The organism is Knoellia flava TL1, from assembly GCF_000768675.1.
In the GTDB taxonomy this organism is placed as follows: domain Bacteria; phylum Actinomycetota; class Actinomycetes; order Actinomycetales; family Dermatophilaceae; genus Knoellia; species Knoellia flava.
This window is the reverse complement of sequence record NZ_AVPI01000001.1, coordinates 70548-86378: the sequence shown is the minus strand read 5'-3', so window position 1 is coordinate 86378 and position 15831 is coordinate 70548. Positions and strand designations below refer to the sequence as shown.

Sequence of the window (15831 nt, the reverse complement as noted above, 5' to 3'; positions counted from 1 at the left end):
GGCGTGACCGACGCGACCGGCACGGTCGAGGACTTCCTCACCGACACCGGCATCGAATGGGAGCGCGGCGCGCGCGACGGCGAGTTCGTCGTCACCCTGCCGGGCGAGAAGAAGCTCAGGACGGTCGTCTCGCTCGTCGTCGGCGACTCCGATCTCTCGGTGTCGGCCTTCGTCATCCGCAACCCCGACGAGAACCACGAGGAGTTCTACCGCAGCCTCCTCCGGCGCAACCTCCGGCTGCCGGGCCTGGCCTACGCCATCGACGGCAGCGGCGACGTCTACGTCACCGGCCGCGTCCCCCTCGCGGGCGTCGACGCCGACCGGCTCGACCAGGTCCTGGGCGTCGTCCTCGAGGCCGCCGACGCGCCCTTCAACGAGCTCCTCGTCATCGGCTTCCTCACCTCGATGCAGAAGGAGTGGGACTGGCGGGTCTCGCGCGGCGAGTCGCTGCGCAACCTCGAGGCGTTCCGTCACCTCCTCGACAAGGGCTGACCTTCCCTCCCGTATGCCGGCCGCCCCCGACCCCTTGCGTCCGCAACTCTGGTGCCCTGGCCGTCATCCTGCCGGACGCAAGCCCCACCCGGAGGGCCCGGAGGCTTCGTCGCCCGGTCGCTAGTCCAGGCCCTCGAAGACGTCGGTGAGCACGGGCGCGCCCGGCTCCCGCGGCGGCCACGCGACGACCCAGGTCTCGAGGGAGAGTGCCTTCATCCAGCGCTCGTCCGAGCCGCCAGGGTCGAACATGACGTGCCGCTGGCTCGCGTGCTCCTTGTGGGCGGCGAGCATCCTCTCGAGGCCTTCGCGGTGACGGACGACGACACCGACGTCCTCGTCGGGCACGCCGCGCAGGTGGTAGACCTCCGACGGGTCCCACGCACCGAGGCCCGCCATGACGCGGTGGCGCTGGGCGATGAGCCAGGCCCGCCGGGGGATGCATCCGAAGAGCAGCCGCTGCAGCCCGTCGTCGCGCGCACGGCCACCGCCCGCAGCGACCTCGGTCCGCACCCGCTGGAACGCCGCTGCGGTCGCGGCACCGATCGAGACGTGGTCCGGGTGCCCCGTGACCCCGTCCGGCCCGAACGTGAGGACGACGTCCGGCCGCTCGGCCCGCAGGAAGTCGGCGACCTCGTCGACGAGCCCGGCCCCGACCTCGACGAGCCGACCGTCGCCGTGCCCGAGCCACACGTGCCGCTCCGGCTCGGTGCCGAGCGCCCGCCAGGCGGCGACGTCCTCGGCCCGTCGCCACGCCCCGAGGCCCTCGCGGGTGGCGGGCACCCCGGGAGCGATCTCACCCGCGTCACCGTCGGTCGCGTGCAGCACGACGAGGCGGAAGCGCGGGTCGGTGCTGTGCCTCACGACCGAACCGAACATCGCGTAGCACTCGTCGTCCGGGTGAGCCCAGACCCCTGCCAGGGTTCTGCCCATGCCCGATCGTCCCAGAGCGGGCCGGTGCTGCCCATCGGTTTTCGCGGAGGCTGCCCACCGGCGGACGGACACTGCGGCCGCGGCCCGGCGCGGCGTCGATAGGCTGCCGCACATGGCACACACCCTCATCCTGCTGCGTCACGGCCACTCCGAGTGGAACGCCAAGAATCTCTTCACCGGCTGGGTCGACGTCGACCTCAACGACCAGGGTCGCGAGGAGGCCGTCCACGGCGGCGAGCTCCTCAAGGAGCGCGGTGTCCTGCCCACCGTCGTGCACACGTCGGTGCTGCGCCGTGCCATCACGACCGCGAACCTCGCGCTCGACGCCGCCGACCGCCACTGGATCCCGGTGCGTCGTGACTGGCGGCTCAACGAGCGCCACTACGGCGCGCTCCAGGGCCTCGACAAGGCCGCGACGCGCGAGAAGTACGGCGACGAGCAGTTCATGCTCTGGCGCCGGTCGTTCGACACCCCGCCACCGGCGATCGAGGTCGGCTCGGAGTTCGACCAGACCGACGACCCGCGCTACGCCGGCATCGAGGTCCCGCGCACCGAGTGCCTCAAGGACGTCATCGAGCGCTTCATGCCCTACTGGGAGGGCCCGCTGCGCGACGACCTCGTCGCCGGCGAGACCGTCCTCGTCGTCGCCCACGGCAACAGCCTGCGCGGCCTCGTCAAGCACCTCGACGGCATCAGCGACGAGGACATCGCCGCTCTCAACATCCCCACCGGGCAGCCGCTCGTCTACGAGCTCGGCGACGACTTCATGCCGACCAAGCCCGGCGACTACCTCGACCCCGGGGCAGCCGCGGAGGCCGCCGCGGCGGTCGCCAACCAGGGCCGCTGACCGGGCCGGACGGCATACGCACGACGGCGTATGCCGTCCGCGCACCTCACTCGTACAGCCCCCGCTCCTCCTCCGAGGCCGGGAAGGTCCCGAGCAGCGCACCGCCCGGACCGACGACCCGCACCTGGTAGTGCTCCGCGAGGTCGGCGGCCGACGCGACGACGGTGACCCGGGCGCTGCCGCCGACGAGGGGTACGACGGGGGACGCCGGCCATCTCGACGGGTCGCTCGACACCGCCTGCACGGCCGTGCCCGCCGGGGACACGACCCACGCCGAGACCGAGCGGGGGCCGCCCTCGGCGACCCGTTCGTACTCGAGCACCGGGTCGACCGAGGCCGTGTCGCCGGGGAAGGGCTGGAGCAGCTGGATCGGATCGGAGCCGAGAGGGGGCGACTCACGCGTCGGGTGCACCCGCGTGACCCACACGGTGCGCAGGTTCTGGCCCTGGGGGAGGGTCGTCAGCGCGATGTGCAGCATGACGTGAGAGCCGGAGAGCCCGCCCGCGAGCACTCCGCGCTGGAGGTCGTCGGGCACGCGGCCGAGGTGGATGGTCCGGGTCGTCAGCTGTTCCTCGCGCAGGCCGAGGAGCCGCGCCGCCCGGGCGTTGAGCGCCGCTGTCTGGAGGGCGGCGAGCTGCGCGTCCGAGCAGGGCTTGGCACAGACCTCTTCCGCGGGGGGCGCGGACTGGTCTCCCTCGCCCGTGGTGAAGGTCTGCACCGGCCACCCCGAGTCGAGCCGGACGCGGGTGAACTCGCTCATGGGCGTCGTGGCGAGGCCGTCTGCGAGACGGACCCGGTCCCACCGTCGGGTCAGCGTGCCGTCGAGGCCGACCGTCGGTGGCCGCGAGACGTCGACGGCCCTGACGTCCGGCGTCGTCGCAATGAGGCCGGTCGTCCCGCCCCGGACGACGATCGCGCCGCCGTGCTCCATCCCGAGCTGCTCGGGGTTGACTCGCTCGAGGGCGTCGGCGTCGGCGCCGCGAGGCCCGGTCGCCACGATGATCTCACCATCGGTGACGACGACGGAGACCCGGCGACCGTCGAGGTCGGCGAGCAGGATCGGACGGCCCCGGAAGCGGTCGGCGACGTCGGCGACGAGGGCGGCGTCGCGCGCGAGGCCGCCACGCAGCGGCCAGGTGGAGATGTCGTCCCAGGCCGCGTCCGACGCCCCCGGGAGCGAGCTCCTCGAGGCGGGCAGGGCGTCGGGGGGGTCGTCGGCGAGGCGCGAGAGTGCGAGGGGTGCGCCGACCGCCACTGCGACCGCGACCGCGACGGCGAGCCCGCCCCGGCGTCGGCGACGGCTCCGCCCCACGGCAGCGCTGACACGGTCGTAGGGCCGGTCGTCGACGGGGGTGACGCCGGACGCGGCGGTCCTCAGCGCCGTGCGGAGCTCTGACTCAAAACCCATGGGACGCTCCCTTCGTCTGCGCCGGGGAGGGGTCGGGTGCCCGCCGCCCGAGCTCGTCGCGCAGGCGGACGAGCCCTCGCGAGGTCTGGCTCTTGACCGAGCCGACCGAGATGCCGAGGGCCTTCGCCGTCTCGGCCTCGGAGAGGTCGTCGTAGAAGCGCAGCACGACGACGGCACGCATCCGCGGCGGCAGTGTGCCGAGGGCGGCCATGAGCTCGGCCCGGTCGTCGACCGCGGCGAACGTGTCCCCGGCGACCCGCTCCGCGCGTGCCGGGACGTCGCCCAGGTGCTCGGAAACACGGCGCCGACGCCACCACGACGCCGACTCGTTGGCCACGGCTGCGCGTGTGTAGGCGTAGGGTGACCCGTCGCGCAGGAGCCTGGGCCAGTGCCGGTGGACCTTGACCAGGGCCTGCTGGACGAGGTCCTCGGCGCGACCGAGGTCACCGGTGAGCAGGTAGCCCACCCGCACGAGCCGCGACCACTCCCGAGTCACGAACTCGGCGAAGGCCGCCTCGCTGTCTTGGTCCACGTCCCCATCCTCGCGCCGAGCCACCCCTGTCACCCGTCTCAACGCGACCCGGTGGGCGAAAGGTTAAGGTCGGCATACGACCACGTCCGCTCGGCGGGTCACGAGGGCGACGCGCCGACCGGACGGTACGGACGCGGACGGGGTATGCCGTCCGCTCAGCGAGAGGGTCCGCTCAGGGAGTCGTCGTCTCCGGGAAGGCCTCGTCGTCCTCGACGTCCTCGTGGCTCGACTCGCTCTCGGCGCTCTGCTCGCCGGTGACGAGGAAGATCACGCGCCGCGCCACTGAGACCGCGTGGTCGCCGAACCGCTCGTAGTAGCGGCCGACGAGCGTGATGTCGACGGTCGTCTCGGCCGGGTGGTCCCACGAGTCGGAGGCGAGGCGCTCGAAGAGCTGCCGGTGCAGGTCGTCCATGGCGTCGTCGTCGCGCTCGATCTGGCGGGCGGCCTCGACGTCGCGCGCGGCGATGACCGAGCCGGCCTTGGTGACGATGCGCTCGGCGACCTGGCCCATCTCGAGGATGATCGAGCGCAGCTCGGGCGGCACCGCCGAGGAGGGGTAGCGCAGTCGTGCGACCTTGGCGACGTGGCGGGCGAGGTCGCCCATGCGCTCGATGTCCGAGCTCATCCGCATCGAGGTGACGACCATGCGCAGGTCGGTGGCGACCGGCTGCTGGAGCGCGAGCAGGTCGAACGACAGCAGGTCGAGCTCCTCGCGCAGCGCGTCGATCTCGACGTCGGCCCCGATGACCGACTCGGCCAGCTGGACGTCGGCGTCGAGGAGCGCCGTCGTCGCCCGCGACATCGCCGAGCTCGCGAGCCGCGTCATCTCGACCAGAGCCTCGGTGACCCGGTCGAGCTCCTCGTGGAATGCCTTGCGCATCTGCTCCCTCTCAGTGGTGGGCGCCGGTGCGCCCGCGTTCCGCCGGTCCGCGCAGCCCGCGCGGCGCCCGACGTCGGCAGCGTGGCACGAGGTGGTGAACACGCGCCACCACGAAGGTGAACATTGAGGTGACCGCACGCTGGTGCGCCCGTCGGTGGTCCGGAGCGGCCTCGACCTCGGATTACGCTGGTCACGTGGATGCGACGCTCGCCGGGATCGTCGGTGGCGCGCTGGGTCTCGTCATCGGGGCAGTCGCCGTCGCCGCGAGCCGGTTCAGCGAACGCACGCTCACGACCATCCCGCCGACGCCACCGCCGTCGCTGCCCAGCGGGGTCACCGACGTGCTCGCCGTCCTCCGCTCGATCGCGATCGTCCTCGACGCCTCCGACGCCGTCGTCAACAGCTCGGCCTCCGCGGTGAGCTACGGGCTCGTCCGCCACGGCGAGCTCGTCCACGCCGAGCTGCGCCAGCTCGCCCGCCAGGTGCGCCGCGACGGCGAGATCCGCGAGGTCGACCTCGAGCTCTCGCGCGGGTTCGGCACGACGACCAACGCCCTCATGAAGGCCCGGGTCGCGCCGCTGGGAGCGAGCCACGTCCTCATCCTCGCCGAGGACCACACCCACGCCCGGCGGGTCGAGGAGGTCCGGCGCGACTTCGTCGCCAACGTCTCCCACGAGCTCAAGACGCCCGTCGGTGGCATCGCCCTGCTGGCCGAGGCCGTCCTCGACGCGCGCGACGACCCGGAGGCGGTGTCGCGCTTCGCCGCTCGCATCCAGGTCGAGTCCACCCGGCTCACCCGGCTCGTCAAGGAGATCGTCGACCTCTCGCGCCTCCAGGTCGCCGACACGCTGCACGAGCCCGAGCTCGTCTCGATCCCCGCCGTCGTCGCGGAGGCCGTCGACCGCGTGCGGGTCGCCGCGGAGTCGCGCCAGATCAGCCTCGAGACCGTCGCCGACGAGCGCGCCAGCGTCTTCGGCGACGCCGAGCTCCTCGCCACGGCAATCGCCAACCTCGTCTCGAACGCCGTCAACTACTCCGAGCCGGGCACCCGCGTCGCGGTCGCAGCCCGACGCGTCGGCGACACCGTGGAGGTCACCGTCTCCGACCAGGGGCAGGGCATCCCCGCCTCCGAGCAGGGTCGGATCTTCGAGCGCTTCTACCGCGTCGACGCCGCACGGTCGCGCGCGACGGGTGGCACCGGGCTCGGCCTCGCCATCGTCAAGCACGTGTGCGCCACCCACGGCGGCGACGTGTCGGTGTGGAGCGAGGAGGGGCGTGGCTCGACGTTCACGATGCGACTTCCCGCGGCGGCGGTCCGCACCACGGCAGACTCGGACCGACCCGCGGTCGGCACGGCACCAGGCACGACACCACGCACGGCAGGCAGGGCACCCACGGCACCAGGCACGGCACAAGGAGATCAGCACCGATGACCCGCATCCTCGTCGTCGAGGACGAAGTGTCCTTCTCGGACCCCCTGTCCTACCTCCTGCGCAAAGAGGGCTACGAGGTGAGTGTCGCCGAGAACGGCAACGACGCCCTCGTCGAGTTCGACAGCGCGGGAGCCGACCTCGTCCTGCTCGACCTCATGCTGCCCGGGCTCTCAGGGGTCGACGTGTGCCGGTCGCTGCGCCAGAAGTCCGCGGTGCCGATCATCATGCTCACGGCCAAGGACAGCGAGATCGACAAGGTCGTCGGCCTCGAGCTCGGCGCCGACGACTACGTCACCAAGCCCTACTCCTCGCGCGAGCTGCTCGCCCGCATCAAGGCCGTGCTGCGCCGGCTCAGCGAGCCCGAGGAGCTGCTGCCGACGACCCTCGAGGCCGGTCCGGTCCGGATGGACGTCGAGCGCCACGTCGTCACCGTCGGCGGCACGACGACCCAGCTGCCGCTCAAGGAGTTCGAGCTGCTCGAGATGCTGCTGCGCAACACCGGCCGCGTCCTCACCCGCATGCAGCTCATCGACCGGGTCTGGGGCAGCGACTACGTCGGCGACACCAAGACGCTCGACGTCCACGTCAAGCGGCTGCGCGCCAAGGTCGAGCCCGACCCGGCCCAGCCGAAGCACATCGTCACCGTGCGCGGGCTCGGCTACAAGTTCGAGGCCTGAGCGCAGCGTCGGGGACAACACGAGAGCCCACCGGCGCGCGGTCGCGCTCGGTGGGCTCCCGGCATACGGGAAGGGGCGGCGTCAGCCGCTCGTCGACGCGCTCGCCGAGGGGCTCGCGGACGAGCTGGGGGCGGGTGCCGGCGTGATGCCCTCGTAGTAGCCGACCGGCGGAAGGACGGGTGTGGAGAGGACGTTCTGCCCCGTGCCGGAGGTCGCGACCGAGATGGTGATGACCTCGCCCGGGGCGGCCGGGACCGTCGAGAGCGTGGCGGACTCGCCGTCCTCTCCGAGCGAGACCGTGCCATGGCGCGGCACCGTCACCTCGACGGGCTCGCTGCCCTCGCTCGAGAGGGAGACCTCGATGTCCTCGGTGCTCGTGTTGACGAGCTGGCCGATGAGCGCGCCGGGGGCGTCCTTCGCGTCGGCGACGACCGCGAGGTTGCGCACGCCGAGGTCGCCGAAGGTGGCGTTGACGCCGTCGGCGGCCTGGTAGGCGTAGTCGGTCTGCACCGGCGAGAACACGGCGCACCCACCGAGGAGCGTCGTGCCGAGCACGGCGGCACCGAGGACGGCACGGAGGCGGTGGCGGGGAGTCGTCTGGGCGGCGGTCGTCACGGGACACAGCGTAGCGAGCGCTCGCCGCTCCGGCGTGCACGGTCGGGCAGCTCGGCCCTCGAGGAGGTCGCGAAGGGCTTCCGGAGTGCTCCCGCGCGCGCTCGCGAAGGCACGCCGAAGGCGTTGTGTCAAGACCCAACTTCACTGCAGCCCAACGCATTTCAGGCCTCTGACCTGCACGTATGCCGTCCGCTCCGATTCCTCGTGTCGGTCCCGGCGTGTTAAACTATGGGTCGCGAAAGGGGCAAACAGCATATGGTTTTCAAGGTCGGCGAAACGGTCGTGTACCCCCACCACGGGGCTGCGCGCATCGAAGAGATCAACAAGCGCACCATCAAGGGTGTCGAGAAGCTCTATCTCAAGCTCAAGGTGGCCCAGGGAGATCTCGTCATCGAGGTCCCCGCAGAGAACTGCGACCTGGTCGGCGTGCGTGACGTCGTCGACAAGGCCGGCCTCGAGAAGGTGTTCGAGGTGCTCCGCGCCCCGTTCGCCGAGGAGCCGACCAACTGGTCGCGCCGCTTCAAGGCCAACCTCGAGAAGCTCGCCTCCGGTGACGTCATCAAGGTCGCCGAGGTCGTGCGTGACCTCTGGCGTCGTGACAAGGACCGCGGCCTCTCCGCCGGCGAGAAGCGCATGCTCTCCAAGGCCCGCCAGATCCTCGTCTCCGAGCTCGCGCTCGCCGAGAAGACCGATGAGGACAAGGCCGAGTCCATCCTCGACGAGGTCCTCGCGTCCTGAGCCGGTCCACCGGCTCCGTCGGCGTCGTCATCGTCGCCGCCGGTCAGGGCACGCGGCTCGGTGCTGCCCAGCCCAAGGCGTTCGTCCGGCTCGCCGGGTCCACGCTGCTCGAGCACGCCGTCACCCGGGCCCTCGGGGCCGCTGACACCGCACACGTCGTCGTCGTCGCGCCCGCCTCCCACCTCGTGGAGGCGGGCGCGCTCGTGTCCGCCCACCCGCGCTCGGGTGACGTCACCGTCGTCGGTGGCGGCGCCGAGCGCACCGCCTCGGTCGCGGCCGGTCTCGCCGCGCTGCGCGACGACGTCGACGTCGTGCTCGTCCACGACGCCGCCCGCTGCCTCGCCCCCGCGAGCCTCTTCGACCGCCTCGTCGAGGCGGTGCGCGAGGGCGCCGACGCCGTCGTCCCGGGACTGCCCGTGGCCGACACGATCAAGGTGGTCGACGCCACCGGGGCCGTCGTGGGCACGCCGGACCGGTCGACGTTGCGGGCGGTCCAGACTCCCCAGGCCTTCCGTCGCTCGGTCCTCGTCGCGGCCCACGCCTCGGGCGCGGACGCCACCGACGACGCCGGCCTCGTCGAGCGGGTGGGCGGGCGCGTCCTCGTCATCGACGGCGACGACCTCGCCTTCAAGGTCACCACCGCGGCCGACCTCGAGCGCGCCGACCGTATCCTCGGCCCGTGAGCCAGAGACCCGTCGCCCTCGTCACCGGAGGTGGCACCGGCATCGGTGCCGCCGTCACCCGCCGCCTCGTCGAGGACGGGTATGCCGTCGTCGTCGCCGGCCGTCGACGCGACCGCCTCGACGCCGTCGTCGACGAGCTCGGCGACGCGGTGACCGCCCTCCCGCTCGACGTCACGGACGCCGACGCGGTGGCCTCGACCGTCGGCTCGCTAGACCGCCTCGACGTCCTCGTCAACAACGCCGGCGGGGCCATCGGCCTCAGCCCCGTCGAGAGCGGTGACCTCGCTGAGTGGGAGGCCATGTATGCCACCAATGTCCTCGGCACGGTCCGCGTGACCCAGGCCGCGCTGCCGCTGCTGCGCCGCTCGCCGCGCGCGACGATCGTCAACGTCAGCTCGATCGCGGGGGAGCGCGTCTATGCCGGTGGAGGTGGCTACGTGGCCGCCAAGCACGGCGAGTCCGTCGTCTCCGAGACGCTGCGCCTCGAGCTCAACGGCGAGCACGTGCGTGTGGTCGACATCCGCCCCGGCATGGTGCACACCGAGGAGTTCTCGCTCACCCGGCTCCACGGCGACCGGGCTGCGGCCGACAAGGTCTACGACGGCGTCGACCGCCCGCTCGTCGCCGACGACGTCGCCGCCTGCGTCGCCTTCGCCGTCGGGCTGCCCCAGCACGTCAACATCGACACCCTCGTCGTCAAGCCGGTCGCCCAGGCGGCGCCGCACCTGCTCCACCGCGGCCCGATCGACTGGAAGGAGGGGTCGTGACCGAGCCGACGCCGGCCCCAGCCCCGTTGCCCCGCACCGGTATCGGCGTCGATGTCCACGCCCTCGCCCCAGAGGGGTCCGACCGCGAGCTCTGGGTCGCCGGGCTGCACTGGCCGGGTGAGCGCGGTCTCGACGGCCACTCCGACGCGGACGTCGCCGCGCACGCCGCGTGCGACGCGCTCTTCTCGGCCGCAGGCATCGGCGACCTCGGCGAGCACTTCGGCACCTCCCGGCCCGAGCTCGCCGGCGCGTCCGGCGTGACGCTGCTCGCCGAGGCGGCCCGTCTCGTGCGCGAGGCCGGCTTCGAGATCGGCAACGTCGCGGTCCAGGTCATCGGCAACCGGCCCAAGGTCGGGACCCGTCGGGCGGAGGCCCAGGAGGCTCTGTCGAGCGCCTGTGGGGCGCACGTCTCGGTGAGCGGCACGACCACCGACGGGCTCGGTCTCACCGGTCGGGGGGAGGGTGTCGCCGCAGTGGCGTCCGCGCTGGTCACACCCAGGTCGGCACACTGATCATGCTCGCGGTAGCGTCGGGGTGGGTCACGCCGAGGTGGGCGGCCGGCATACCGGAAAAATGACACGACGGAGGGTCCAGTGCCTCAGACGGTGAGGGGAGTCGTCGCCCTGTCCAAGGGTGCGCCGGTCGAGGTCGTCGACGTCGTCGTCCCCGACCCCGGACCGGGCGAGGCGGTCGTCGCCGTCCAGTCGTGCGGGGTGTGCCACACCGACCTGCACTACCGCGAGGGCGGCATCAACGACGAGTTCCCCTTCCTCCTCGGCCACGAGGCCGCGGGTGTCGTCGAGGCCGTCGGCGAGGGCGTCACCGAGGTGGCACCGGGCGACTTCGTCATCCTCAACTGGCGGGCCGTGTGCGGCCAGTGCCGGGCCTGCCTCAAGGGCAAGCCGTGGTACTGCTTCAACACCCACAACGCGACGCAGCGCATGACCCTCACCGACGGCACGGAGCTGTCACCGGCGCTCGGCATCGGCGCCTTCATTGAGAAGACGCTCGTCGCCGCCGGCCAGTGCACCAAGGTCGACCCCGAGGCCGACGCGGCCGCGGTCGGCCTGCTCGGGTGCGGCGTCATGGCCGGGTTCGGCGCCGCCGTCAACACCGGTGGCGTCCAGCGCGGCGACTCGGTCGCCGTGATCGGGTGCGGCGGCGTCGGCAACGCAGCCATCGCCGGCGCCCGCACGGTCGGTGCGACGACGATCATCGCGGTCGACGTCGACGACGCGAAGCTCGAGACCGCACGCGGCTTCGGGGCGACGCACACCGTCAACGGCCGGTCCGAGGACGTCGTCGAGCGGGTCCGCGAGCTCACCGGCGGGTTCGGTGCCGACGTCGTCGTCGAGGCGGTGGGCCGCCCCGAGACCTACGAGCAGGCGTTCTACGCCCGCGACCTCGCCGGGACGGTCGTCCTCGTCGGCGTCCCGACACCCGAGCAGCAGGTCACCCTGCCGATGATCGAGATCTTCGGCCGCGGAGGCTCGCTGAAGTCGAGCTGGTACGGCGACTGCCTTCCCAGCCGCGACTTCCCGATGCTCGTCGACCTCTATCGCCAGGGCCGGTTCGACCTCGACGGCTTCGTCTCCGAGCGGATCGCGCTCGACGAGGTCGAGTCGGCGTTCGAGAAGATGGAGCGCGGAGAGGTACTCCGATCGGTGGTGGTGCTCTGATGTCCGGTTCCCCAAACCTCGCGGAGATCGCTCCCTCGCACGGCGGCGTCCGTGTCGACCGGGTCGTCACCTCGGGCACGTTCGAGCTCGACGGCGGCTCGTGGGAGGTCGACAACAACGTCTGGGTCGTCGGTGACGAGCGCGAGTGCCTCGTCGTCGACGCCGCCCACGACGCCGACGCGATCCTCTCCGCCGTCGCCGGGCGCAAGGTCCGCGCGATCCTCCTCACCCACGCGCACAACGACCACTGCAACGTCGCGACCGACCTCGCCGAGCGGACCGGTGCCCTGGTGCACCTCCACCCCGAGGGCCGCGTGGTCTGGGCGCTCACCCAGGACTCCCCGCCGGACGCGTTCCTCGAGGACGGCCAGGTGTTCAAGGTCGGCGACGTCTCCCTGCGCGTGCTGCACACGCCGGGCCACGCCCCGGGCGCATGCTCCTTCCACGCAGCCGGCCTGCACGCGGTCTTCACCGGCGACACCCTCTTCAACGGCGGTCCGGGTGCGACCGGGCGCTCGTTCAGCAGCTTCGACACGATCATCGAGTCGATCCGCACCCGTCTACTCACCCTCCCGGCGGGCACCGTCGTCCTCACCGGACACGGTGACGCGACGACGATCGGCGCCGAGAAGCCCCACCTCGACGAGTGGGTCGCCCGCGGTCACTGACCCGTATGCCGTGTGGTCGGGGCGGCGCTCGCCCGCCGGTACCCTTGGCCGGGTGACTCTCAGACTGTTCGACACCCGGTCGCGCGCCCTGCGCGACTTCACCCCGCTGCAGCCCGGCCGGGTCGGGATCTACATCTGTGGGCTCACGACGCAGGCACCCCCGCACATCGGCCACGTCCGCTTCGCCGTCGCGTTCGACGTGCTGCGCCGGTGGCTCGTGCGCGGCCACGGCTACGACGTCACCCTCGTCCGCAATGTCACGGACCTCGACGACAAGATCCTTCGCAAGTCGGCCGAGTCGGGTGAGGACTGGTTCGCCCTGTCCTACCGCAACGAGCTCGCGACCTCGGAGGCGCTGCGCCTGCTCGGCGTGCTGCCGCCGACCTACGAGCCGCGCGCCATGGGCCACATCACCGAGATGGTCGAGCTCATGGAGACCCTCGTCGAGCGCGGCCACGCCTATCCCGCCGAGGACGGCTCGGGTGACGTCTACTTCGACGTGAGGTCGTGGCCGGCATACGGGGAAGTGACGAACCAGAAGATCGACGACATGGCCGCGGCCGAGGACGCCGACCCGCGTGGCAAGCGCGACCCGCGCGACTTCGCGCTGTGGAAGGGGACCAAGGCCGACGAGCCCGCGTCCGCGAGCTGGCCGACCCCGTGGGGTCGTGGTCGCCCCGGCTGGCACCTCGAGTGCTCGGCGATGGCGCGCAAGTACCTCGGCGACGCGTTCGACATCCACGGCGGCGGCGTCGACCTGCGCTTCCCGCACCACGAGAACGAGCAGGCGCAGTCGCGCGCGGCTGGCCTGCCGTTCACGTCGCTGTGGATGCACAACGCCTGGGTGACGATCAGTGGCGAGAAGATGAGCAAGTCGCTCGGCAACAGCCTGCTCATCCACGAGGTCACCAAGAAGGCGCGCCCGCTCGCGGTCCGCTACTACCTCACCGCCGCGCACTACCGGTCGACGATCGAGTTCCACGAGGGCTCGCTCGCCGAGGCAGAGGCGGCGGTCGACCGCATCGAGGGCTTCCTGCGGCGCGCGCTGGGCTCGGGCTCCGCGGTGCCGACCGGCGACGAGAAGCTGCCCGACGACTTCGTCGAGGCGATGGACGACGACCTCGGCGTCTCCGGGGCGCTGGCCGCCGTCCACGAGGCCGTGACCCGGGGCAACACCGCGCTCGACGAGGGCGAGAACGACGAGGCCCGGGAGGTTGCCGCCGTCGTCGTCGCGATGACCGACGTCCTCGGGGTCAACCCGCTCGACCCGTCGTGGTCGGGCGACGACAGCTCGTCGACGGTCGCGCTCGCCGCCCTCGACGTGCTCGTGCGCGAGCGGCTCGCCGCCCGCACCGCGGCACGCTCGGCACGCGACTGGGCGACGTCCGACGCCATCCGCGACGAGCTCACCGCGGCCGGCATCACCATCGAGGACACCCCGGCCGGCGCCCGCTGGTCGTTGACCCGAGGACGAGGGGAGTAGCCATGGCCGGCAACAGCCAGCGACGAGGAGCGGTCCGCAAGGGCGGCAAGAAGGCGCCCACCGTCGGCTCGGGCGGCCAGCGCCGCAAGGGACTCGAGGGCAAGGGCCCGACCCCGCGCGCCGAGGAGCGGCCCTACCACAAGGCCCACAAGTCGGCGAAGGCCTCCGAGCGTCGCTCGGGCGGCCGTCCGACGGTCGGCCGCAAGGCCAAGGCGTCGAGCGAGGTCGTCGCCGGTCGCAACTCGGTGCTCGAGGCGCTGCGCACCGACGTGCCCGTGACGACGATGTATGTCGCCGGGCGCATCGACAGCGACGACCGCGTGCGCGAGGCGCTCAAGATCGCCACCGAGCGCAGCATCCCCATCCTCGAGACGCCGCGCGGTGAGCTGGACCGGCTCACCGACGGGGCCGTCCACCAGGGCCTCGCCCTCCAGGTGCCGCCCTACGAGTACGCCCACCCGAGCGACCTCGTCGACCCTGAGATCCCGGGAATCCCGCTGCTCGTCGCGCTCGACGGCATCACCGACCCGCGCAACCTCGGCGCCATCGTGCGCTCGGTCGCGGCCTTCGGCGGCCACGGCGTCATCGTGCCGTCGCGGCGCTCCGTCGGCATGACCGCGTCGGCGTGGAAGACGTCCGCCGGCGCCGCTGCGCGCATCCCCGTCGCGCAGGCGACCAACCTCACCCGGGCGCTCGAGGACTACCGCAAGGCCGGGTTCTTCGTCGTCGGCCTCGACATGGACGGTGACGTCGAGCTGCCCGACCTCGAGCTCGCCGACGAGCCGCTCGTCGTCGTCGTCGGCTCCGAGGGCAAGGGCCTCTCGCGGCTCGTGCGCGAGACCTGCGACCAGATCGTCTCGGTGCCGATGTCGTCGGCGGTCGAGTCGCTCAACGCCGGCATCGCCACGGGCGTCACCCTCTACGAGGTCGCCCGCCGCCGCCGCCGCTGACCAGCGGATTCCGTATGCCGTCACGATGCGAGGTCGGCCCGTGCGTCGCCCTCCTCCCGACCGGGACCTGTGCCACGATGTGCGGCAGTCGGGTTTCCGACAGGGGGAACCTCCCCACAGCTCATGAGTCGAGAGGGACCAAGAATGTCTGACTACGGAAGCACCCCGCCGCCCCCGCCGCCCGGTGGCGGCAGCGGCAACGACGGTGGCTCCACCCCGCCGCCCCCGCCGAGTGGTGGCGGCTACGACGGCGGCTCCTACGGCGCCCCGCCGCCGCCCTCCGGCGGTTACGGTGGCGCTCCCGCGGGCCCGCCGCCGAGCAACAACCTCGTCCTGGCGATCCTCGGCCTGCTCTGCTGCTGGCCGCTCGGCATCCCGGCCGTCGTCTTCGCCGCGCAGGTCAACGGCAAGTGGAACGCGGGCGACCAGGCCGGCGCCGTCGAGGCCGCGGCCAAGGCGAAGAAGTTCGCGACGATCGCCCTCGTTCTCGGCATCATCGCGACGCTCATCTACGTCGTCCTGATCTTCGCCGGCGTGCTGAGCTCGGACACCTCGACCACGGGCATGTGATCCAGACGTCCCTGCAGTCCTCGACGCCCCTGCTCGCCGACCCGTCGGTCGGGCGGGGGCGTCGTCTGCTGTGGCCGGCGGTCTCCGCCGCCGGCGCGACGGGGTTCGTCCTCGTCGCGCACCTGCTCGACCCCAACCAGCCGGGCAACTACCCGACGTGCCCGTGGCTCCTCCTCACCGGCACCTTCTGCCCGGGGTGTGGCACCCTGCGCGCCACCCACGCGCTGAGCAACGGCGACGTGCTCGAGGCCCTGCACCGCAACCCGCTCGCCGTGGCGACGTTCGTCGTCTTGGTCCTCGGCTTCGCGCGATGGACCCGGCGCCAGTGGCGCGGTGAGCGACGGATGACCGCAGCCCCGGCGTGGCTGCTCTACGGCCTCTTCTGGGTCATCATGGCGTTCTGGGTGCTGCGCAACGTCCCAGGCTGGACCTGGCTCTCCCCGGAGTGACCCGCGGATCCCGACCGCGACTTATTGCGA

Annotated in this window: 19 protein-coding genes; 14 read left to right on the top strand and 5 right to left on the bottom strand. The window is 72.3% G+C overall.

The window, feature by feature from the left end; translation table 11 throughout:
* Positions 1-3 precede the first annotated feature (3 nt).
* Entirely contained in the window at positions 4-492 is a 489-nt protein-coding gene (locus N798_RS00450) for a type III secretion system chaperone family protein (protein WP_035945718.1), read from the top strand.
* Positions 493-612: 120 nt separating this feature from the next.
* Here the strand turns inward: N798_RS00450 and N798_RS00445 are convergent, their stop codons facing one another.
* A complete protein-coding gene (locus N798_RS00445) occupies positions 613-1422 on the bottom strand; it encodes a PIG-L deacetylase family protein (RefSeq protein ID WP_035945336.1) in 810 nt (269 codons plus the stop codon).
* Positions 1423-1534: 112 nt separating this feature from the next.
* Between N798_RS00445 and N798_RS00440 the strand changes: the two genes are divergently transcribed.
* Complete coding sequence (locus N798_RS00440; protein WP_035945333.1) at positions 1535-2269, top strand: phosphoglyceromutase; 735 nt, start codon at positions 1535-1537, stop codon at positions 2267-2269.
* A gap of 46 nt (positions 2270-2315) precedes the next feature.
* Here the strand turns inward: N798_RS00440 and N798_RS00435 are convergent, their stop codons facing one another.
* The 3 genes from N798_RS00435 to phoU form a co-directional block, all read right to left on the bottom strand.
* A complete protein-coding gene (locus N798_RS00435; protein ID WP_035945331.1) occupies positions 2316-3677 on the bottom strand; it encodes a hypothetical protein in 1362 nt (453 codons plus the stop codon).
* Positions 3667-4209: a SigE family RNA polymerase sigma factor gene (locus N798_RS00430; protein ID WP_035945330.1), complete on the bottom strand. Its 543-nt coding sequence runs from the start codon at positions 4207-4209 to the stop codon at positions 3667-3669. The genes N798_RS00435 and N798_RS00430 overlap by 11 nt, the downstream gene beginning before the upstream one ends.
* A gap of 172 nt (positions 4210-4381) precedes the next feature.
* Positions 4382-5089: a phosphate signaling complex protein PhoU gene (gene phoU, locus N798_RS00425; RefSeq protein ID WP_035945716.1), complete on the bottom strand. Its 708-nt coding sequence runs from the start codon at positions 5087-5089 to the stop codon at positions 4382-4384.
* Between the two features lie 194 nt (positions 5090-5283).
* On the opposite strand from phoU, the gene N798_RS00420 reads away from it, so the two are divergent.
* Entirely contained in the window at positions 5284-6522 is a 1239-nt protein-coding gene (locus N798_RS00420; RefSeq protein WP_052116762.1) for a sensor histidine kinase, read from the top strand.
* The gene (locus tag N798_RS00415) at positions 6519-7199 is read left to right on the top strand and encodes a response regulator transcription factor (RefSeq protein WP_035945329.1); all 681 of its coding nucleotides are present in this window, start codon (positions 6519-6521) and stop codon (positions 7197-7199) included. Before N798_RS00420 ends, N798_RS00415 begins: the two co-directional genes overlap by 4 nt.
* An 81-nt stretch (positions 7200-7280) precedes the next feature.
* Here N798_RS00415 and N798_RS00410 read toward each other — a convergent pair whose 3' ends face one another.
* Positions 7281-7814 carry a hypothetical protein gene (locus N798_RS00410; protein ID WP_035945328.1) on the bottom strand — a complete coding sequence of 178 codons (534 nt, stop codon included), beginning with the start codon at positions 7812-7814 and terminating at the stop codon, positions 7281-7283.
* Between the two features lie 255 nt (positions 7815-8069).
* On the opposite strand from N798_RS00410, the gene N798_RS00405 reads away from it, so the two are divergent.
* From N798_RS00405 to N798_RS00360, 10 genes are all read left to right on the top strand, one after another.
* Positions 8070-8552 carry a CarD family transcriptional regulator gene (locus N798_RS00405; RefSeq protein ID WP_035945327.1) on the top strand — a complete coding sequence of 161 codons (483 nt, stop codon included), beginning with the start codon at positions 8070-8072 and terminating at the stop codon, positions 8550-8552.
* Complete coding sequence (gene ispD, locus N798_RS00400) at positions 8549-9235, top strand: 2-C-methyl-D-erythritol 4-phosphate cytidylyltransferase (RefSeq protein WP_035945325.1); 687 nt, start codon at positions 8549-8551, stop codon at positions 9233-9235. Before N798_RS00405 ends, ispD begins: the two co-directional genes overlap by 4 nt.
* Positions 9232-10002: an SDR family oxidoreductase gene (locus N798_RS00395; protein ID WP_035945324.1), complete on the top strand. Its 771-nt coding sequence runs from the start codon at positions 9232-9234 to the stop codon at positions 10000-10002. Before ispD ends, N798_RS00395 begins: the two co-directional genes overlap by 4 nt.
* Entirely contained in the window at positions 9999-10514 is a 516-nt protein-coding gene (gene ispF, locus N798_RS00390) for a 2-C-methyl-D-erythritol 2,4-cyclodiphosphate synthase (RefSeq protein ID WP_035945322.1), read from the top strand. Before N798_RS00395 ends, ispF begins: the two co-directional genes overlap by 4 nt.
* A gap of 81 nt (positions 10515-10595) precedes the next feature.
* Positions 10596-11681: an S-(hydroxymethyl)mycothiol dehydrogenase gene (locus N798_RS00385; protein ID WP_035945319.1), complete on the top strand. Its 1086-nt coding sequence runs from the start codon at positions 10596-10598 to the stop codon at positions 11679-11681.
* Positions 11681-12349 (top strand): MBL fold metallo-hydrolase, encoded by a 669-nt coding sequence (locus tag N798_RS00380; RefSeq protein WP_052116761.1) that lies wholly within the window; start codon positions 11681-11683, stop codon positions 12347-12349. The genes N798_RS00385 and N798_RS00380 overlap by 1 nt, the downstream gene beginning before the upstream one ends.
* Before the next feature lie 52 nt (positions 12350-12401).
* Complete coding sequence (gene cysS, locus N798_RS00375; RefSeq protein ID WP_035945317.1) at positions 12402-13832, top strand: cysteine--tRNA ligase; 1431 nt, start codon at positions 12402-12404, stop codon at positions 13830-13832.
* A 2-nt stretch (positions 13833-13834) separates the two neighbouring features.
* Positions 13835-14782: a 23S rRNA (guanosine(2251)-2'-O)-methyltransferase RlmB gene (rlmB, locus tag N798_RS00370; protein WP_035945315.1), complete on the top strand. Its 948-nt coding sequence runs from the start codon at positions 13835-13837 to the stop codon at positions 14780-14782.
* Positions 14783-14926: 144 nt separating this feature from the next.
* Positions 14927-15352, top strand: coding sequence for a CD225/dispanin family protein (locus N798_RS00365; protein ID WP_035945313.1), 426 nt, complete (start codon positions 14927-14929; stop codon positions 15350-15352).
* Complete coding sequence (locus N798_RS00360; protein WP_052116760.1) at positions 15349-15801, top strand: DUF2752 domain-containing protein; 453 nt, start codon at positions 15349-15351, stop codon at positions 15799-15801. Before N798_RS00365 ends, N798_RS00360 begins: the two co-directional genes overlap by 4 nt.
* Positions 15802-15831: the final 30 nt, after the last annotated feature.